Origin of the sequence: Enterococcus sp. DIV0806c (genome assembly GCF_051710905.1) — a bacterium.
GTDB classification, from domain to species: Bacteria; Bacillota; Bacilli; order Lactobacillales; family Enterococcaceae; genus Enterococcus_B; species Enterococcus_B mundtii.
In genome coordinates, this window is record NZ_JBIOLO010000001.1 from 2,819,565 (window position 1) to 2,838,717 (window position 19,153).

The window sequence follows — 19,153 nt, forward strand, 5'->3', positions numbered from 1 at the left end:
GTTTCCCACTCCAATCGTCCTTTTGGATGGGTATGTCGTAAAATAAGTGTAACTTGTGACAGGATAATAACAATTTTTTTTATTTCTTTTTGTCATTTAATCCACTACAGTGTTTTTCTCATTTTCTTTTCAATGGATTTTAAGATTTCCCGAAAGTAAGTCGTCACTTCTGTTTTTGCCGTATTTTCAATAATACTTCCAATTTCATTAAAAATCAGACAGGTCGTAAAAACTTTGACCAATGTGAACTCTAAATGAACCTCATTTTGTAGCAAAACAAAGTCAACGATTCCTGTCAAAATAAGTAACACAAAATGGCTAAGTTTTTTCCAAAGGCCTTGCCAACTTAATGTAGAATACCAGGTGTGATTGACTTTTGCTTTGAGCCACCCCGTCATTAGATCTAAAAGAACCACAAGGAAAAAGATATGAATCAATGCCTGATCGGTAGCAAAGATCTTTGTCAAAGCAGTCATCATAACACCTCCTTTGTAAACTGAGTATTTAGCAGAAAATCTCACAACATTTCTGATAGTATTGTTTTCTAGATGTCAAGCCATTGCATCCACCATTTACACGTAAGGTCACTTGTTCAACGGTTGGATTTCCTCCACAGTATTCATTCATCCCGTTTGAAAACCACCAGAAACCTGCACTGGTCCATGGATAAGTAGCAGCTACATACTTTGCTCCTTGATTTAAAATTTCTGGATCCAATACTGAAGCGGCAAATCGGGTATAATTACTGCGTCCAGTTAGCTGGATATAACCCGCTCCTTTGTATTTTTTCCCGTCTTCCGGATAATAATTACCTAAATCACTCCGCCCTTCATATGACTCTCCAGAAGCCAACTCTTCCCGCCAAACTCCACAACCTGATTCGTGGCTGCATTGACTAATGAAGTGACGCAAACTGTTCAAAGAGACAATTTTATAAGTCTGCAGGCAACGATTCAATTCTGTGACATCTTCTGCCGAGATCGAATACCAGCCGATTGCTTGTAATTGTCCTAATGATACGGCTCGACTTTGGGAATTTCCGTTCCTTTTTTCTATAAACAACCATTGACCGACTTGAATTAAATCAGGATTCGGAAGGTTATTCCATGTTTGAAGTTGCTGGACCGTTACACCAAAGCGCAATGCAATCTCACTCAATGTGTCTCCTACTTGTACCACGTAATTCTCCCCCTTTTCTTGGGTTTCTTGGATCAATAGTACTTGTCCAACTTGAATATAATCAGGATCAGCTAACTGATTCCACTGTTGGAGTTGAGGTACTGTGATCCCAAACTGTTGAGCGATTCCACTTAACGTATCGCCTGTCTTTACGCTGTAGTTCATCTCTTTTCCTTCCTTCTGTTGTATTGTCGCGACTTTTCGTATACGTTAAGATATGTCGTGAAAAAGCAAATTTTGTGACAAAAAAATGAATGACCTGAGGAAATTAGCCCCATCATTCGTTTAAATAGCTATATTTTTAGTTTAAGTTGATCCTTTCTGCCACACTACTAGTATAATGAACGACATTTTAATACTAACTATTGATGTGTTTTCTATTGCTCAACTTAGTTGTGATTCCATAAATTCAAGCTTATTACAAATACACAAATATCCAACAGAGTATACCCTGTTGGCCCAACAATGTTGTTTATATAGCTATATTGATAACGAAAATTTTGATATACAAATACTCTGCCATGCTTGAAATTCTTTAAATGTTGAAAAAAATAAACACAAGTTTTCTACATCCCGTTTCCCATCTTATTCTTCCTAGATCAATTAAATAATAGTTGAAAAAATAATAAATAAAAACAAAAGTAAAATCCCAATAAGTGGTTCAATCCAAATTTTTTCTGAATTAATAAATACATTCTTTTTATTTTTAACTAGTCCTCCACCATATTCTTTTGGAAGGGTTAGTTCAAAGAGAAAACCAAATAATAATGGTATCAAAACTGCATACTTAGGTCCTCTTATTAGTAAGTAGACAGCTGAGCAACTAAGGAAGAACTATATTACTTTGACTATTCTGATAGAACGAATCGTTTTAATTTCAAGATACTGTCACCTTTCTTTTATACAAGATCCATAAATTTATCTTTCTTACTTCTCATTTCAATATATCACGTTATTTTTAAATAATCACAACTCTATAATAAAGTGTCGTTTTAAACGCAAAACCGCTAAAAATTTAGAATCTGGACTATAGGATTATGTAAAAACTAATAACTTTTAAGTTCTTTAGATTTAACAAAATAACAAAAAAACACAGCGATAACCGATCAGTTATCCACTGTGTTTTATCTAACTATTTTACTAAACTCTATATTCCATCTTCATAAAAACGTCCGAGAATTTGGACATTTTCCGCAATACTGACAAATGCTTGCGGGTCAGAAGATTTCATTGCTTCACGTAACAAAGGAAGCTCGTAGCGAGTAACGATCGTCATTAAGACTGTTTGTTTATCGTGCTTGTACGCACCTTCTGCTTCATTGATGATCGTGATCCCACGACGCATACATTTTTGGATCGCTTCAATCACTGCTTCAGGATGCTTAGTCACGATCATGACTTGCATCTTTTTTTGTTTCGTATAGACGACATCCGTCACTTTGCCACTCACAAAAATCGACAAGGCACTATAAAACATATACTGCCAACCGAAGAGCAAGCCCGCTACGAAAACAATCAGTGCATTGAAATAAATGGAAATCGAACCAATGGATCGTCCTGTTTTTTTACGGATCGTAATACTCACGATATCTAATCCGCCAGAAGATAAGCCATTTTTTAATGCTAAACCAATACCAACCCCATTGACGGCACCACCGAATATCGCACAAATGATCGGATCGGTCGAAAGAATCGTTTGTGGCAAGAGATGGATACTAAGCGAGGTTAATGTCACAGTGATAAATGTAAAAATCGTAAATTTCTTTCCAAGTTTAAACCATGCTAAAAAGAATAATGGGATATTCAGCAAATACAACGTGGTTGAGACTGGAATCTCAAAACCAATCACTGATTTTGAAAGCGTCGTTAAGATTTGCGCAAGACCGGTTATCCCACTTGAATAGATGTTTCCTGGTTGATAAAAAAAGTTCAATGCAACTGAAGCAATCAGTGCATAGACGATCGACACCGAAAGTTTGGTCGTATAATCATGATACGCCCAATTTTCGAAAGTTTTTTTCATGAAAAAAGCCTCGCTTTATCTGGTATGCCCTTATTATATGATCTTTTAGAATATAATCAAGAGACTTCTTTGAAAAAAAGATTGGAAATTCCAATATCATACAAAAAAGGTTGTGTCAGCGTCACAAGTCCGAATCAATCGCGACTTATCTGTGACCCTTTCACAACCTTGGTGTTTCTATGAAAATAATTTATCTCTAGTCGTTGTTATTCAACATCTGTTACATCGATGTTCAACTCAAATAATTGAAGATCAGAAACAGTGCTTGGCGCATCACTCATAACATCAGCTGCTTTACCATTTTTAGGGAAAGCAATGACTTCACGAATGTTTTCTTCACCTGCAAGCAACATCACAAAGCGGTCAAGCCCTAAAGCAATCCCTCCATGTGGTGGGAAGCCATAATCTAATGCACTTAACAAGAAACCGAATTGTTCTTCCATTTCTTCTTCAGAAAAGCCTAGTGTTTTTAATACTTTTTCTTGTAATTCTCTTGTATGGATACGTAATGATCCCCCACCTAATTCATAGCCGTTCAAGACGATGTCATACGCTTCTGCATAGACTTTTGCCGGATCAGTTGCCAATAACTCGACGTCGGATGCTTTAGGCATCGTAAACGGATGGTGAGCAGAAACATAGCGGCCTTCTTCTGCTGAATATTCAAATTGTGGCCATTCTGTCACCCATAAGAAATTGAATTTTGATTCGTCGATCAAATCTAATTCTTTTCCTAAGCGAGAACGAATCGCTCCAAGAGTGGCTGCAACGATTTCTTCTTTATCTGCACCAAATAATAAAATATCCCCAACTTCAGCGTTTGTTGCTTGGATCAATGCTTCAGATGCCTCGCCCATAAATTTCGCAATAGGACCTTTCAAGCCATCTTCTTCTACTTTTAACCAAGCTAGTCCTTTTGCGCCAAACTGAGTGGCATATTGTCCAAGATTATCTAAATCTTTACGTGAATACTTGCTTGCTGCATTTTTCGCATTCAGCGCTTTGACCACTCCACCATTTTCAAGCGCCATTTGGAAGACTTTAAATTCAACGTCTTTCACAACCGTGCTCAAATCGATCAATTCCATGTCAAAACGTGTATCTGGCTTGTCACTTCCATAACGGCTCATCGCTTCATCATATGTCATACGTGGGAATGGCAAAGTGACTTCGATACCACGTACCTCTTTCATCACTTTAGCAATCAAACCTTCTGTATAGGTTTGGATTTCTTCAGCGGTCAAGAACGTCGTTTCGATATCGACTTGTGTAAATTCTGGTTGACGGTCGCCACGTAGATCCTCATCACGGAAGCAACGAACGATTTGATAGTAACGATCAAAGCCAGCATTCATCAGCAATTGTTTGAACAACTGTGGTGATTGTGGTAAAGCATAGAAATGCCCTGCATGGATACGAGAAGGTACTAAGTAATCTCGCGCGCCTTCTGGTGTTGATTTTCCTAAATAAGGTGTTTCTATATCCAAGAAATCATGGTCATCCAAGTAATGACGGATTGCTTTCGTTGTATCGTTGCGCAATTTGATATTTTTTGTCATTTTTGGACGACGTAAATCAAGATAACGATACTTCAAACGAATCTCATCACTGATCGTTTGTTCATCCTCAATCAAGAAAGGTGGTGTTTTGGCTTGATTCAAGATAATGATTTCATCCGCGATGATCTCAAATTCACCCGTTGCCATTTTAGGATTGATTGCCAATTCATCCCGTTTTTTTACTGTACCTGTCACTTCAATGACATATTCACTACGGCATTTATCAGCGATTTCCCACGCTTCTTTATTGATTTCTGGATTAAAAACAAGTTGGACGATTCCTTCACGATCACGTAAATCAATAAAGATCACGCCACCTAAGTCACGTCTTTTTTGTACCCAACCTTTTAATGTAACTGTTTGTCCTAACTGCTTTTCTGAAACCAGTCCACAGTATACTGTTCGTTGTGCCATCATTTTTCCTCCTGTTCAGTAGATAATGTCATTTCATCATAGACTTTATCAAAGTGGTCATAAATATCTTCTAATGCAAAGCTTTTCTCTGTACGATTAGCCATTGATTTGACGTTGATCGTTTGATTGGCTAATTCATCCGCACCAATCACTAAGACCAACTTCGCATCGGCTTTGTCTGCTGTCTTAAATTGTGCTTTCGCTTTACGTCCCATAAAATCACGATCGGCGGAAAAACCAAAATCACGAATCGCTTGAACGATTTTTAACGCTTCGATATTTGTTTCTTCGCCTAGTGCTACCACATAGGCATCTAATGTATTCATTACAGGAACAGCTACTTCTTCTGCTTCCATCGTTAATAAAATACGTTCGATCCCCATCGCAAAACCAAATCCTGGTGTTGCTGGCCCACCTAGTTCTTCGACCAAGTTGTCATAACGACCACCTGCACAAATCGTTGCTTGTGCGCCCATTTTAGGCGCGTCACTCATCACTTCAAAAATCGTATGCGTATAATAATCTAACCCACGAACCATATTACTGTCGATTTCATAAGGCACATCTAACGCATCCAACATGGCAATCACTGTTTCAAAATGTGCTTTTGCTGTTTCACTTAAATAATCTAAGATCGAAGGTGCTTCTGCTACGAATTTTTGATCACGTTTGTCTTTACTATCCAATACACGTAATGGATTTTCATGTAAACGACGTTGTGAATCTTCGCTTAATTCTGCTTCAAACGGTACAAGGTAATCGATCAACGCTTGACGATACGCTTGTCGCGTTTCTTGATCGCCTAAAGAGTTGATCACTAAACGGATTTGACTGATTCCTAATTGCTTGAAGAAGTCTAATGCCATCACCATACTTTCAACATCCGTCGCGGGATTGTCTGAGCCAAATGCTTCGACACCGATTTGATGGAATTGACGTAAACGACCTTTTTGAGGACGCTCATAACGAAACATTGGTCCCATATAAAATGTTTTGTAAGGTTTTGTATATTCTGGTCCAAATAATTTATTCTCAACAAATGAACGAACGATTGGTGCAGTTCCTTCTGGACGAAGCGTAACATGACGCTCGCCTTTATCATAAAAATCATACATTTCTTTTGAAACGATATCAGTCGTATCCCCTACACTACGAGCAATCACTTCATAATGCTCAAAAATCGGTGTGCGGATCTCATTATATTGGTAATCTTTAAATAATAAACGGGCAGTTTCTTCAACAAATTGCCATTTTTCAGATTCTCCAGGTAAAATATCATTTGTTCCTTTTGGTCTTTGGAAGCTCATATTTTTCTCTCCTTTTCTTCACGCTATGTAATCAATGCAAACAAAAAACACCCTTGTTCGCCATGAACAAGGGTGAATGATTAATTCATACACGGTACCACCTATATTTGAAAGATTGCTCTTTCCTCTCACGATTAACGCTCGTTTACGGGACGGCTTTGCACGCGTCCATCTCCAGAGTGTCTTTCAGAAACTACTTGTTTTAGATCGCTCTCAGCCACGACGATCCTCTCTTATAAAGCATTTAGTTACTTACTCGCTCTTTCATCGATATTTAGATATTAATTATAACCTACTAAAAACACAGCGCAAAGTCAAGTAGATTCTTATTGATTTCTTTTTCAAAGTCATTTTGATTTAGCTTTTTTTCTTTTTGATTTAGACTAAATAAAAAAGGAGGTAAAAAAATGTCAGAAGTAAAAATTGGTCATTCTCAAGTATATGCCGAAGCAATCGGCTTAGGTGCAAATGCCGTCGGCGGGCACAATCTTTTTTCAGGATTAGCTGATGAAACTGGAAAAGAAGTCGTCAGAGCAGCCTTAGATAATGGCTTGAACCTTATTGATACTGCTTATATTTATGGCGAAGGTCGTTCAGAACAATTGATTGGAGAAGTTCTGCAAGAGCCGGCTTATGATCGTTCCCGTATTATTATTGCCACCAAAGCAGCACATCGTCCAGATCAACCGAAAAAATTTGATAACTCTCCTGAATTTTTAAAAAAATCAGTTGATGAAGCGTTAGAACGTTTGCAGACAGATTATATCGATATTTTTTATATCCATTTTCCAGATGAAGCAACACCTAAAAATAAAGCAGTTGCCGCTTTACACGAACTAAAAGAAGCAGGGAAAATCCGTGCCATTGGTGTATCGAATTTCACTTTAGAACAATTGAAAGAAGCCAACCAAGACGGCTATGTCGATATCGTACAAGATCAATTCAGTTTGATCCATCGCACAGCGGAAAAAGAATTATTCCCTTACCTCGAAGGGAACGAGATTGGTTTCGTTCCTTATTTCCCACTTGCTTCAGGTTTATTGACTGGCAAGTATGATCTAGAAAGTCCAAAACATTTTTCTGAAGATGATCCTAGAAAGAACAAACCAAACTTTCAAGGTGAACGTTATGAACGAATCATCACAGCGGTCGATCAACTCAAACCGCTTGCTGAAAAGTACCAAGCAACTACTGCTCAATTAGTCTTAGCTTGGTATATCGCGCACCCGCGGATTTCATTTGTCATTCCCGGTGCAAAGAAACCTGAACAAGTCGCAGACAATGCCAAAGCTTTGGATATTCATTTGTCTTTAGAAGATGCCCAAACAATCGATCAGTTATTCCGAGAGTTTAAATAGTACTCAAAAACAACCATCGCGAGAAAATGCGGTGGTTGTTTTTTTATTATGTACAAGATGTTTCAGCATAACCTTAGCTTTTTTTTCATTTCGTCATGCGAGAGACTTTCATCAAGTTTCTGATGATCCTTCATCGCTTCATTATAGATAGCCAAGTCAATTTGCATTTCCAACGTACCTAATATCATCGTTCTAGCTAATTCCGATATTGTCAGTCCTTAAATCAGCCATTGCCAAAATAAATGATTTTTCTTCCTCTGATACACGAATTATAATTTCGCTCATTCCTTCATACCTCCTGTATATTTTTATAGAAGGATGTCGGGAGAGAAGGACTCTAATTACCTAAGAGACTACTTCTCTGCCCACTACCTAATCAATTCTAACGTAAGAGATAAAAGCGAATGTTACTTTTGTCTCTCCCTCACTGAGCAACCCAAGCTCAAAAGCCACGTTACTCTTTGTATAACAATCCTCGGCTATTCGGGTAGGTCGGAAATTGATTGAATGGAATCGTCCAATCTTGTTCTGGCACAGCAAAGGCAAAACGATTCACTAATTGATCGGAAAAAACTCGTAAACTATGCAACGTGATCCATTCACCTGCGCATCGGTGCATTCTTCGGAAATCACCGCCACCTTGTGCAATCATCTCATATTCTTCTTCATAAGAGATTTTTTTCGCTTTATCAATATATCGTTTGATCAAAAATGCCTCTGGTGAATCCACTGTCCGTTCATCATGGTTTGTTCCATACAAATCTAAAATCACCCAACTGTCTTTAGGGATGCGATAGCCATCTACTTCAACATCTTGTAAAGCAAATGCCGGTAACATTGGGAAAAATGGGTAATACCGACGCATCTCCTGAATAAAAGGATCTTGTAGTTCCTTAAAATCGTTTTTTAATTGTTGATAGATATCTGGTCGGCTGAAAAGAGCATGCCCCATCAATGCCGCCCATACGGTCAATGCCACGGTCGGCCGAATGATATTCAATAATTCTACCGCCGCAATATCCAAAGGCAAAAGATTACCTTTAAGGTCAGTCGCATTCGCAAAAGCATAGAGCGCTACATTTTCTTTTCCGGCTACTGGATTTTCTCGTGCTTCTTCCAACAACTCTTGTGCCCATTTTTCTGATTTTTTCCGATTGTCTACACCTTTAAAATGATCGATCGGTGAGGTCACTGTTCCACTGATCATGGAGATTTGATAATCTGCCAGTTGGTTGATCTCTTCTTCTGAATAATCCGCTAAGTTGATTCCAGACCATTCACAAATAGCAGTAAAAAGTACTTTTTTACTCAGGTCAAATAACTCAAAGGTACCATGCTGTTGTTCCAATTCATGTGCCAATACTCGATCCAATATTTGATGATAGTCTTCCATTCGCTCTGGTGTCATCAAATCCATAAAAATTGCTTTACGGTGATGATGTTCCGCGCCATCTAAAGACTGCACACCGTCCTTTCCAAATAATGTTTTTTGGACCATTTTAGGCATCGCGCCTTCTCGTTTGAAATTTCTCGGATCATAAAAACGTTTCGCTGCCTCTTCTCCATAGATAATCACAGCTTCCTTATTGAATATCTTTGCTTTCACAACAGGTGATTGGGCTTCTTCTCTTAGCTTTCCAAGCATTTTGTAGCCCTCATTATAGTATTTTTTGATTTCGGTCATTTTGATATCGACCACTGGAATTTCTTGCATATTTTTTACTCCTCCTAATAAATAACTTTAGATATTATTAGGATACTCCTTGTACAATAAAACTGACAAAGGAAGTGTTTGAGACCAAGCTATATCAATTATTTTTCTTGTGCTGCTTATACCCGAATAAACAACTTCTTTATAAATCATTTAAATTAAATAAGATTTCATTATAACGTTCTGTGGCTCTTTCACTCACTCGTCCTTTTTCACAAAAAGATAATTTTCTTAACTTAGGTACCACTCTTTCCACTCGAATCATTCCTTCGTCTAGCTTTGAAGTCAGCGCATGAAATGCCTCTTTGAAGCGCACGTCTTTTCTAGCGTATTTGTAAAAAGACAAAACATAGACATAATAAAATAAATTATAGCTTCTAAAGGGATATTCTACTTGCATGAATAATGTTCCGATCCCGTGATGGCAAGGTCCAATCGGTTGTTTGATCGTCCAATGGGACAATAAAAATTCCACCGCTCGATCCAACCGCTCATCGTTGTTGATCCATTCGGAGAAACGAAAGGCATCCAAAACTGTTAAGGTCGTCATCGGTGTAGAAAATTCGGTTTCAGGGCCTTTGCCAAAACTATACTTATTGCACTTCCATCCGCCATCTTCTTCTTGGGTAGCGAGAAAATAATCAAATGTTTTTTTGAGTCTCTTGTCTGTTGCATAATCTAAATAACACAATGTTCGAAGTGCAGCAGCCGTATGGCATGGGTAGATCGCACCTTTTGGCGAAACTTTGAATCGTCCGTCTTCCCGCCATGCTTCAAGTATCAAATTGGCCGTTTCTTGTAGGTAAGCTTCTTTAGCTAACACACCTGCATCTAAAAGATACAATGGGCATTCTAAAGTACTGAATGGGGCTCCTTTGATCAATTTTTTATCTGACGTTGCCCAGTAATCAAAGCCATTATCATAGCGATGGGAAAGTATTTCATCTATAGTTGCTTGATTTCCATTAGCCATTGGCAAGCACCTCCTATGTTCAATTTTATCGCATCTCAGTACTTATGACGAACAAAAACCGAAAGCGCATTCTAAAATTAGGAATAAAGTAAACAAAAAAAGTCTGATTTTGAGAAACTCCATCAAAATCAGACTGATCTTTTTTATTCATTTATCATTTATTTTGAGAATCAATAATGATCGTCACTGGGCCATCATTCACAAGAGAAACCGCCATATCTGCACCAAATTCTCCTGTTTCAACGGTGATTCCTCGTTGTCTTAGCCCTTCGTTAAAGGCTTCGTATAAAGGAATCGCTGTTTCCGGACGTGCTGCTGCGATAAAACTTGGTCGATTGCCTTTTTTTGTGTCTGCAAAAAGAGTGAACTGAGAAATACTCAACAGCGCTCCTTTGACATCTTCAATACTTAAATTCATTTTTCCTTGTTCATCTTCAAAGATACGCATCTGGGCAATTTTTTTGATCAAATAATCGACGTCTGTTTGCGTATCTGTCTCATGAACACCTAGCAAAATCAACAAGCCATGATCGATACGACCCACTTCTCGTTCGTTGATCGACACAGCTGCTTGACTCACTCGTTGGATCACTGCGCGCAAGGTACTACCTCCTAGCCATTCATCCGGCGTACGCTATATACATCCGGTACGGTCTTGATTTTATCGACAATACTTTTCAAGTGTGACAAGTTGCGTATCCCTACTGTCAAATGGATCGTCGCCATTTTGTCTTTATTCGTTCGTGCTTCGACACTGTTCAGATTTTTAGTCATCGCATTCACTGTCTGCAAGACGTCATTTAACATGCCAGAACGATTATAGCCATAGATCTCTAAATCAGCATCATACTCTTTGTTCGTATTTGAAGTGTCTTCCCATTCAACGTCGATCAACCGTTCTTCCACATTTGGTTTATCCGGTTGGACATTCGGACAGTCTTTGCGATGGATCGAGATACCACGTCCTTTGGTGATATAGCCCACGATGTCATCCCCTGGTACAGGATTACAACAACGGCTGATCCGGATCAACAAGTTTTCAACACCTTGGATGACGACGCCACCTTCATGACGAACCTTCATTTTTTCAGGCTCTTTTTTAGGTTGATTCATCAACTCTTCTGCTTCTTGTTTTTGTTGCTCGATTTTTTGTTCTTTCCGCTCTTTTTCAGTCAAGCGATTAGCCATCGTCAATGGACTTACTTCGCCATAACCAATCGCGGCATACATGTCTTCTTCTGTTTGGAAATTCAAACGTTCTAATGCGTCATGTAATTTATTTTTTGAAAGGATCTCCTTTGGTACAAAGCCAAGATCTGTAATACACTTCACTAAAGCTTCATGACCCTTCGTCACATTCTCGTCTCGATCTTGTCCTTTGAAGAAACGCTTGATTTTATTTCTCGCTTTACTAGTAGCTACTAATTTCAGCCAATCACGACTTGGTCCAAATGAATTTGGCGAAGTCAGAATCTCGATAATATCACCATTCTTCAATTTGTAATCTAATTGGACCATTTTCCCATTGATTTTAGCACCAGTCGTTTTGTTCCCAATATCTGTATGGATGCTATAAGCAAAGTCTAACGGTCCTGATCCTTTAGGAAGCTCAGTCACATCGCCTTTTGGAGTGAACACATAGACTTTATCACTAAAGATATCGCCCTTCACTCCCTCCATGAATTCAGAAGCATCGTAACTTTCATCTTGCAGTTCGATGATCTCATGGAACCAACTTAACTGTTTTGTCATCCCATCAGGTTCAACTTTGTCGCCTTTTCCTTCTTTATACGCCCAGTGAGCAGCTACCCCAAACTCAGCGATTTCGTGCATTTCTTGGGTTCGGATCTGGATCTCGACAGGGTTGCCTGCTGGTCCGATAACAGTTGTATGCAACGATTGATACATATTCGCTTTAGGCATCGCAATATAATCTTTGAATCTACCTGGCATGGGTTTCCATTTCGTATGGATCGCGCCTAGTACTGCATAACAATCCTTGATCGAATCTACGATCACTCGAATCGCTAGTAGATCATAGATTTCATTGAACTGCTTCTTTTGATCTTTCATCTTACGGTAAATCGAATAGATGTGCTTCGGACGGCCATAGATCTCTGCAAAAATCCCCAATTCTTCCGTTGCTAAACGGATATCCTCCACTGTACCACTGACATAATTTTCACGTTCTTCTCGTTTTGTTTGCATCAAGTGGACGATTCGATAATATTGCTTTGGATTGAGATAACGCAGCGCCGTATCCTCTAATTCCCATTTGATTCGACTGATCCCTAAACGATGAGCAAGCGGTGCGTATATTTCCAATGTTTCTTGCGCAATGCGTCGTTGTTTATCTTCCCGCAAATGCTTTAACGTACGCATGTTATGTAAACGATCGGCTAACTTCACCATGATTACACGTAAATCTTGAGCCATAGCTAATAACATTTTGCGGTGATTTTCCGCTAGTTGTTCTTCGTGGGATTTATATTTGATTTTTCCTAACTTCGTCACTCCGTCCACCAACATTGCCACGTCGTTCCCGAAGGCTTCTCTTAAATCTTCTAAGGTTACTTCTGTATCTTCTACCACATCATGTAAAAAACCAGTGGCAACCGTGTGGGGGTCCATTCGGAGATCTGCAAGAATCCCTGCAACTTGGATCGGATGGATGATATAAGGTTCTCCTGATTTACGAAACTGTCCTTCGTGGGCAGTGGTCGCGTAGTCACATGCTTTTTGCACAAAAGCGACATGTTCAGGTCCCATGTATTGGCTAACCATCTTAATGACGTCAGGCCCTGTTAATATTTCTTCTTTTGGCATGGGAAACATCCCCCTTTCTATTCATAATCAAAACAGATATTTTTTATCGTGAGAAAGCATTTTTTTATAGCTTAGGATTAAATAATTGTTCTTATTATACCGATTGTGTCAATGATTTTCAATTCCGTACAAAAGGAAAAATGCCCCCTTCACTTTGAGGGATCAAGAAAACAGAAAAAGTCATTCATTTGTTTTGGAGAGAATCGTTATCCCTAACGATTCACTCACCTATTACTTGCTAGGTGCTTGTAATTCAAGCTGAAAACTGGCGGCACTTAGCAAATACAATGGTGCAGTTTCTGTTCGTAGGATTCTTGGACCAAGACCACAAAGAATGCCACCTTGTGATTCAAAATGAGCGACTTCTTGTGGAGATAATCCGCCTTCTGGGCCAAACACTGCAAGGATCCGAGTACCTGGTAAAACAGATTGAAGTATTTTGGCTAAATTAGCGGCTTCCCCTTGTTTTGCTGATTCTTCATATGCAATCAGAAGGACATCATACGAACTGAGCGTCTCATAAAATTCCTTTTCTGTCTCCATTAAAGATACTTGCGGGACGACTTGGCGATGCGACTGTTCCGCCGCTTCCTGTGCAATCTTGACCAATCGTTCTTGTCGCTTTTTGCGTTTTTTGGCATCCCATTTGACGACAGAAGCCGCAGCAGGAAATCCCACAAACCCGTGAGCGCCTAGCTCTGTCCCTTTTTGTACGATCCAATCCAACTTATCCCCTTTAGGATATCCGCTAGCAATCGTGATCTTGCAGGGTAATTCTTTTTGAACACTTTCTTTCGCCACTTCGACTAAGAAAACTTCATTCTCGTTCATTTCATTGATTTCTGCAATGATCGCGATTTGGTCGTTAAATGCTAAATAGACCTGATCTTTCACTGCCATTCGCATGACTCTTACCATATGGTGATAGGCTTCACCTTCTATTACAAAACGTTCTTGTGGTCGATAAGGTTCATCTAGAAAATATCGTTGCATTTAATCCACCTCAGGTTTTTTTAGCATAATGGCATACCAATCTTTTTGTTGGAACACTTGATCGACAACAAAACCTTGTTCTTCCATCGCTGCGAGAACCATTTCTTTCTTCTCTTCAATGATTCCAGAAACGATCAACGTCCCAGTTTGTTTTAGTAAACGCCACGCATCAGGGATCATCAACAAAATGATATCAGCCAAAATATTAGCTACGATCACATCACTCTCGATCTCAATACCTTTTAATAGGTCATTGGCCGACACATGCACATCTTTGGCTACTTCATTTAGATCCATATTTTCTTTTGCTGAACGCACAGCCACTTCATCGAGATCATACGCATAGACTTCTTTTGCCCCTAAATGCTTCGCCGCAATACTCAACACTCCGGAACCAGTACCGACATCTAAAACCGTTTCTCCACCTCGCAAGGTCGACTCCAGTGCTTGTAATGTCAAAGAAGTCGTTGGATGCGTACCTGTTCCAAACGCCATCCCTGGATCTAATGTAATGATTTTTTCTAATGGATCATTCGTTTGGTAACTTTCCCAACTTGGTACGACAGTTAGTAGACGTGTGATCCGAACTGGATGATAATATTTTTTCCAAGCCGTTGCCCAATTGCTCTCTTCGACCTCACTCACCGTCACAATGTTCTTACCGATCGCTAATCCAAATTCGGGTAATTTTGTCACACGTTCTTTGATAAAAGGTAAAATTTCTGGTAAAAAGACCGTTTCAGGGAAATAAGCCATCACGATGGCCCCCTCTTCAATCGTTGTAAAATCTTCTTTTGTCAGGATTTCTCCATAAGGATCAGATTTAAAATTTTCGACGTCCAATGAATCTTCGATCGCGACACCACTCGCTCCTGCTTCCATTAAAATATTTGCGACTGCTTCAACCGCTTCACTCGCCGTTTCGATTTTGACTTCATTCCATTTCATATACGTTGCTCCTTAATAGCTGGGATAGGGTAGATATACATCTTTTTCATTTTGTTGTTTTTCTTCGACTAAACGTGTGAACACATGGTTGTCCCATTTCAATTCAAAGACAGCTGTTTCGTCTTCTGCATCTAAAAAATCTAAAAGATCACTTTGACCTTGTGCTAATACATCATTCAAGTAGTCAATCAGTGCATCGGCTACAGAACTCGCTAACCCTTTCTTTCCTTCATAAGGGATCACTGCCAGATAATCTTGCTCATCAAATGTAGATTTTTCTGGGTTGAATAATAAGACACCATCTTCAAATTCAATGATTTCTTCTTCCGAGACAACACCTTGGGCATCATCTAATTCAAAATGTGCCTGATTTTCTGCAAATAAACGTACCACGATCTCAATCGTATGGTTTTTTGTGTCCCAATCTAACGCCACATCATAGTCTGTGATCTTCTTTTCAATGGCTGTATCAAGGTAATCCAATATTGTTGTTTTCTTCATTTTGTTTCCTCCAACCCCAGTCTTCATCGACTTGGTTCTTTTTTTGTAATGAAAGATACGGATTTCCAGCAACGACAAAACGCAATGGTTTTTCCGTCCATTCTCCTTTATTCGGTATACCGATTCTAGGCAACGCCAATATTTTTTTTGGTAGCCGTTTTTTCTCAAAAACCAAACGCAACGAGCTATCCCGAATCGATTGTCCATATAAATCTGGTGATAGATCTAAGGCTGCCACTAATTTCCCCGGACCATTACTAATATCAGGACCCGCCTTGCCTTTGCGATTCAGGCTCATTTTCTCAATCCCTTCAACCGGCTCAATGGCACGGATCATCACCCCTTGTGGTACTCCTTCAGGTTGTGTGATGATATTTAAAATCAAGTGGGTGTGCATCGTGTAGAGATAGATTGTTCCTGGTTCTTCATACATTGCACGCACTCGAGGCGTACGCCGCATACCATAACTGTGAGCAGCCAGATCTTCCGGACCTAGGTAAGCTTCTGCATCTACGATATAGCCACCTAAGCGCCCATTTGGTGTTTCATATTCCAGATACATTCCTAGTAAATCTTTTGCAACTTTTGCCGTTGTTTTATTTAATAAAAGTTCATCTAATTGTTTTTGATTTGTCATTTGCTTCACCACCTTTATCATACACAATATTAGGCAAAGAAGCTATGAAAAAAGCGGGTCAGAAAGTTAGCGATTGCCATTGCTGAGCTAGAGAAACCTATTTCTAGCTTCTCGCCCTATTCTGACGATTCCTCCGCCTTTTGCGCCCCTTTATCCTATGAGATATGTTATAATAAACGAACGAATAATCCAAAGGAGGCAGACTGATGCAACAACCATTAGCCTATCGGATGCGTCCGAAAAATATCGATGAAGTCGTTGGCCAACGCCATTTAGTTGGTGAAGGTAAGATCATTCGCCGTATGGTTGATGCAGAAATGTTATCTTCCATGATTTTATATGGACCACCCGGCACAGGAAAGACAAGTATCGCTAGTGCCATTGCTGGCTCAACTAATTTTGCCTTTCGGATGTTGAATGCCGCGACTGATTCTAAAAAAGATCTACAAGTTGTCGCCGAAGAAGCTAGAATGAGCGGTACTGTGATTCTTTTACTTGATGAAGTCCATCGATTAGATAAAACAAAGCAAGATTTTTTACTTCCGCATTTAGAAAACGGTCGTATCATCTTGATTGGGGCAACCACTGAAAATCCTTATATCACTATTAATCCAGCAATCCGTAGTCGGACACAGATCTTTGAGGTAAAACCTTTAGACGAAGAAGATATCCAATTAGCCATTTATCGTGCATTGTCCGATAAAGAAAATGGCTTAGGAGAATCATCCATCAAAATAGATGAAAATGCCTTGCTTCATTTATCTCGCGCCACTAACGGCGATTTGAGAAGCGCACTTAATGGCTTGGAACTTGCTGTACGTTCCACTAAAAAGCAAGAAGACGGCACAATTCATCTCACCCTTGCTATTGTTGAAGAGTGTATCCAGCGAAAAGCATTGACGCATGATAAAAATGGGGATGCTCACTATGATGTGATCTCCGCCTTTCAAAAATCCATTCGTGGGAGCGACGTGGATGCTGCATTACACTACTTGGCACGTTTAGTCGAAGCTGGGGATTTAGCAAGTATTTGTCGTCGCTTGATGGTGATCGGTTACGAAGATATTGGGTTAGGCAACCCTGCTGCTGCGGCTCGAACAGTCAACGCTGTGCTAGCTGCCGAACGTTTAGGTTTACCAGAAGGACGTATCCCTTTAGCTGATGCAGTCGTCGATCTTTGCCTTTCACCCAAATCCAATTCTGCCTATACCGCATTAGATACAGCCATTGCAGACATAAGAGCAGGAAAAGCGGGCGAAGTTCCTGATCACTTAAAAGATAGCCATTATCAAGGTGCCAAGTCATTGAATCGAGGTGTAGACTATCAATATCCTCATAGCTACGAAAATGCTTGGGTCGATCAACAATATCTACCTGATAAACTGAAACATACACAGTATTATCAACCTAAAAATACTGGGAAGTACGAACAAGCCTTAGGACAGCAATATCAGCGTATTAAAGAATGGCAGAAAAAAACACAATAACTACCGTCATTGAAAGCGTTCAAAATTATTAAGCGCCCACATTGCTCTTTTTAAATCCATGTGCTACTATAGAAGTGGGAAATCTGTGATGTTCGAATTGTCCTCTTTGTGTGTTGACCGAACATTTTTATTGATATCTTGGGACCTGTCTTGTGTCACAGCTGGTAACATGCCTTATCATTTGGTAGTTCGATGCGACGACCATGGGACCCACCTGCTTGAATTCGCGGGATCAATACTACAGGACAAACAACGGCATTAACGGAGATTACCATTTTTTTACCTATTAAGAGGCAGTACCGATTTATCGGTGCTGCCTCTTTTATGGTATGATTGGTTTTAGAAAAAGTAGGAGTGGATACAATGATTCGTTTATTGATGGCGATTGCCGCCTTATTGCTATTATTTGTCAGTTATTACTTATTTAAAAAACAAACGATTTTTTTCGTTCTTATCGAACAGAATAAAAAGAATCAAGATTTTCTAAGTATTTTCGGTTCGATCTACGCGTTTTTAGGACTTCTAGGACTCGTTGTCGTAGCAATCAATCATCGGTTTTTTGCATTACTTTATTTAGTCATCGTAATCGTTGTTGCCTCTGTCTTCAGCATCGGTTTTGCCAAAAAAATGACGAAACCTGACAGTAAATAATTCTCATTTCTTTGAATTTGCTTTACAATAGAATTGTAAACCAAGTATCTTTTTTGAAGGAGTGAATGCTGATGTTACAACAATATAGAAAAATCATGGTTGCGGTCGACGGTTCTGAAGAAGCCGAATTAGCGTTTAAAAAAGCAGTAAACGTTGCTTTAAGAAATAACAGCGAGCTTTTATTAGCTCATGTCATTGACACACGATCTTTCCAAACTGTTTCATCCTTTGATGGCATGTTGGCAGAACAAGCAACAGAAATGGCCAAGCAAACACTAGCCGATTATGAGATGAAAGCTAAAAAAGCTGGATTACATCAAGTGACAACTGTGGTAGAATACGGTTCTCCAAAGCATATCATTGCTAAAGAAATCCCTGAAGACCATGAAGTGGACTTGATCCTTTTAGGTGCAACTGGACTCAACGCAGTCGAACGTCTATTTATCGGTTCTGTTTCAGAATACGTTATTCGCAATGCAGCATGTGATGTTCTAGTCGTACGTACAAACTTAGAAAATCAATTACCAAAAAAAGAAGATAAGTGATTATTTCATAAAAAGCATTGAGAAATTTTTATTTCTCAATG

At 39.3% G+C, this 19,153-nt stretch carries 18 protein-coding genes, 1 other RNA gene and 1 other annotated feature; of the genes, 5 read left to right on the forward strand and 14 right to left on the reverse strand.

Annotated elements, in window-relative coordinates:
- Nucleotides 1-104: 104 nt before the first annotated feature.
- The 5 genes from IGK77_RS13090 to hisS all read right to left on the reverse strand — a co-directional run bounded on the left by IGK77_RS13090 (nucleotide 105) and on the right by hisS (nucleotide 6,482).
- Complete coding sequence (locus IGK77_RS13090) at nucleotides 105-476, reverse strand: phage holin family protein (protein ID WP_071867732.1); 372 nt, start codon at nucleotides 474-476, stop codon at nucleotides 105-107.
- Between the two features lie 28 nt (nucleotides 477-504).
- The gene (locus IGK77_RS13095; protein WP_074801288.1) at nucleotides 505-1,344 is read right to left on the reverse strand and encodes a LysM peptidoglycan-binding domain-containing protein; all 840 of its coding nucleotides are present in this window, start codon (nucleotides 1,342-1,344) and stop codon (nucleotides 505-507) included.
- Nucleotides 1,345-2,326: 982 nt separating this feature from the next.
- Entirely contained in the window at nucleotides 2,327-3,202 is an 876-nt protein-coding gene (locus IGK77_RS13100) for a YitT family protein (protein WP_010734230.1), read from the reverse strand.
- Between the two features lie 206 nt (nucleotides 3,203-3,408).
- A complete protein-coding gene (gene aspS / locus IGK77_RS13105; RefSeq protein ID WP_074801284.1) occupies nucleotides 3,409-5,175 on the reverse strand; it encodes an aspartate--tRNA ligase in 1,767 nt (588 codons plus the stop codon).
- On the reverse strand, nucleotides 5,175-6,482 hold the full coding sequence (gene hisS / locus IGK77_RS13110; protein ID WP_034687180.1) for a histidine--tRNA ligase: 1,308 nt from the start codon (nucleotides 6,480-6,482) through the stop codon (nucleotides 5,175-5,177). Before hisS ends, aspS begins: the two co-directional genes overlap by 1 nt.
- Nucleotides 6,483-6,547: 65 nt before the next feature.
- Nucleotides 6,548-6,759: a binding site (T-box leader), on the reverse strand.
- A 130-nt stretch (nucleotides 6,760-6,889) separates the two neighbouring features.
- Here hisS and IGK77_RS13115 point away from each other — a divergent pair.
- Nucleotides 6,890-7,840, forward strand: a complete 951-nt coding sequence (locus IGK77_RS13115; RefSeq protein WP_074801281.1) for an aldo/keto reductase — start codon at nucleotides 6,890-6,892, stop codon at nucleotides 7,838-7,840.
- Nucleotides 7,841-7,902: 62 nt separating this feature from the next.
- Here IGK77_RS13115 and IGK77_RS13120 read toward each other — a convergent pair whose 3' ends face one another.
- The 9 genes from IGK77_RS13120 to IGK77_RS13160 form a co-directional block, all read right to left on the reverse strand.
- Nucleotides 7,903-8,028, reverse strand: a complete 126-nt coding sequence (locus IGK77_RS13120; RefSeq protein ID WP_334270439.1) for a hypothetical protein — start codon at nucleotides 8,026-8,028, stop codon at nucleotides 7,903-7,905.
- Between the two features lie 266 nt (nucleotides 8,029-8,294).
- Entirely contained in the window at nucleotides 8,295-9,554 is a 1,260-nt protein-coding gene (locus tag IGK77_RS13125; protein WP_074801278.1) for a cytochrome P450, read from the reverse strand.
- Nucleotides 9,555-9,693: 139 nt separating this feature from the next.
- Nucleotides 9,694-10,524, reverse strand: a complete 831-nt coding sequence (locus IGK77_RS13130) for a prenyltransferase (RefSeq protein WP_074801273.1) — start codon at nucleotides 10,522-10,524, stop codon at nucleotides 9,694-9,696.
- A gap of 154 nt (nucleotides 10,525-10,678) precedes the next feature.
- On the reverse strand, nucleotides 10,679-11,125 hold the full coding sequence (gene dtd / locus IGK77_RS13135; protein ID WP_071867725.1) for a D-aminoacyl-tRNA deacylase: 447 nt from the start codon (nucleotides 11,123-11,125) through the stop codon (nucleotides 10,679-10,681).
- A gap of 11 nt (nucleotides 11,126-11,136) precedes the next feature.
- Nucleotides 11,137-13,350, reverse strand: a complete 2,214-nt coding sequence (locus IGK77_RS13140; RefSeq protein WP_071867724.1) for a RelA/SpoT family protein — start codon at nucleotides 13,348-13,350, stop codon at nucleotides 11,137-11,139.
- Between the two features lie 231 nt (nucleotides 13,351-13,581).
- Complete coding sequence (locus IGK77_RS13145; protein ID WP_071867723.1) at nucleotides 13,582-14,343, reverse strand: 16S rRNA (uracil(1498)-N(3))-methyltransferase; 762 nt, start codon at nucleotides 14,341-14,343, stop codon at nucleotides 13,582-13,584.
- Nucleotides 14,344-15,291, reverse strand: a complete 948-nt coding sequence (gene prmA, locus IGK77_RS13150) for a 50S ribosomal protein L11 methyltransferase (protein ID WP_074801270.1) — start codon at nucleotides 15,289-15,291, stop codon at nucleotides 14,344-14,346.
- Nucleotides 15,292-15,303: 12 nt separating this feature from the next.
- Complete coding sequence (locus IGK77_RS13155; protein WP_019723447.1) at nucleotides 15,304-15,792, reverse strand: DUF3013 family protein; 489 nt, start codon at nucleotides 15,790-15,792, stop codon at nucleotides 15,304-15,306.
- Nucleotides 15,761-16,429, reverse strand: coding sequence for a DNA-3-methyladenine glycosylase (locus IGK77_RS13160; RefSeq protein WP_438713217.1), 669 nt, complete (start codon nucleotides 16,427-16,429; stop codon nucleotides 15,761-15,763). The genes IGK77_RS13155 and IGK77_RS13160 overlap by 32 nt, the downstream gene beginning before the upstream one ends.
- 206 nt (nucleotides 16,430-16,635) lie before the next feature.
- Between IGK77_RS13160 and IGK77_RS13165 the strand changes: the two genes are divergently transcribed.
- The 4 genes from IGK77_RS13165 to IGK77_RS13180 all read left to right on the forward strand — a co-directional run bounded on the left by IGK77_RS13165 (nucleotide 16,636) and on the right by IGK77_RS13180 (nucleotide 19,112).
- Nucleotides 16,636-17,916 (forward strand): replication-associated recombination protein A, encoded by a 1,281-nt coding sequence (locus IGK77_RS13165; RefSeq protein ID WP_074801263.1) that lies wholly within the window; start codon nucleotides 16,636-16,638, stop codon nucleotides 17,914-17,916.
- Between the two features lie 77 nt (nucleotides 17,917-17,993).
- A non-coding RNA gene (gene ssrS / locus IGK77_RS13170) (6S RNA) lies at nucleotides 17,994-18,188 on the forward strand.
- A gap of 91 nt (nucleotides 18,189-18,279) precedes the next feature.
- Nucleotides 18,280-18,567 (forward strand): hypothetical protein, encoded by a 288-nt coding sequence (locus tag IGK77_RS13175; protein ID WP_071867720.1) that lies wholly within the window; start codon nucleotides 18,280-18,282, stop codon nucleotides 18,565-18,567.
- Between the two features lie 71 nt (nucleotides 18,568-18,638).
- The gene (locus IGK77_RS13180; RefSeq protein ID WP_010734215.1) at nucleotides 18,639-19,112 is read left to right on the forward strand and encodes a universal stress protein; all 474 of its coding nucleotides are present in this window, start codon (nucleotides 18,639-18,641) and stop codon (nucleotides 19,110-19,112) included.
- Nucleotides 19,113-19,153 lie beyond the last annotated feature (41 nt).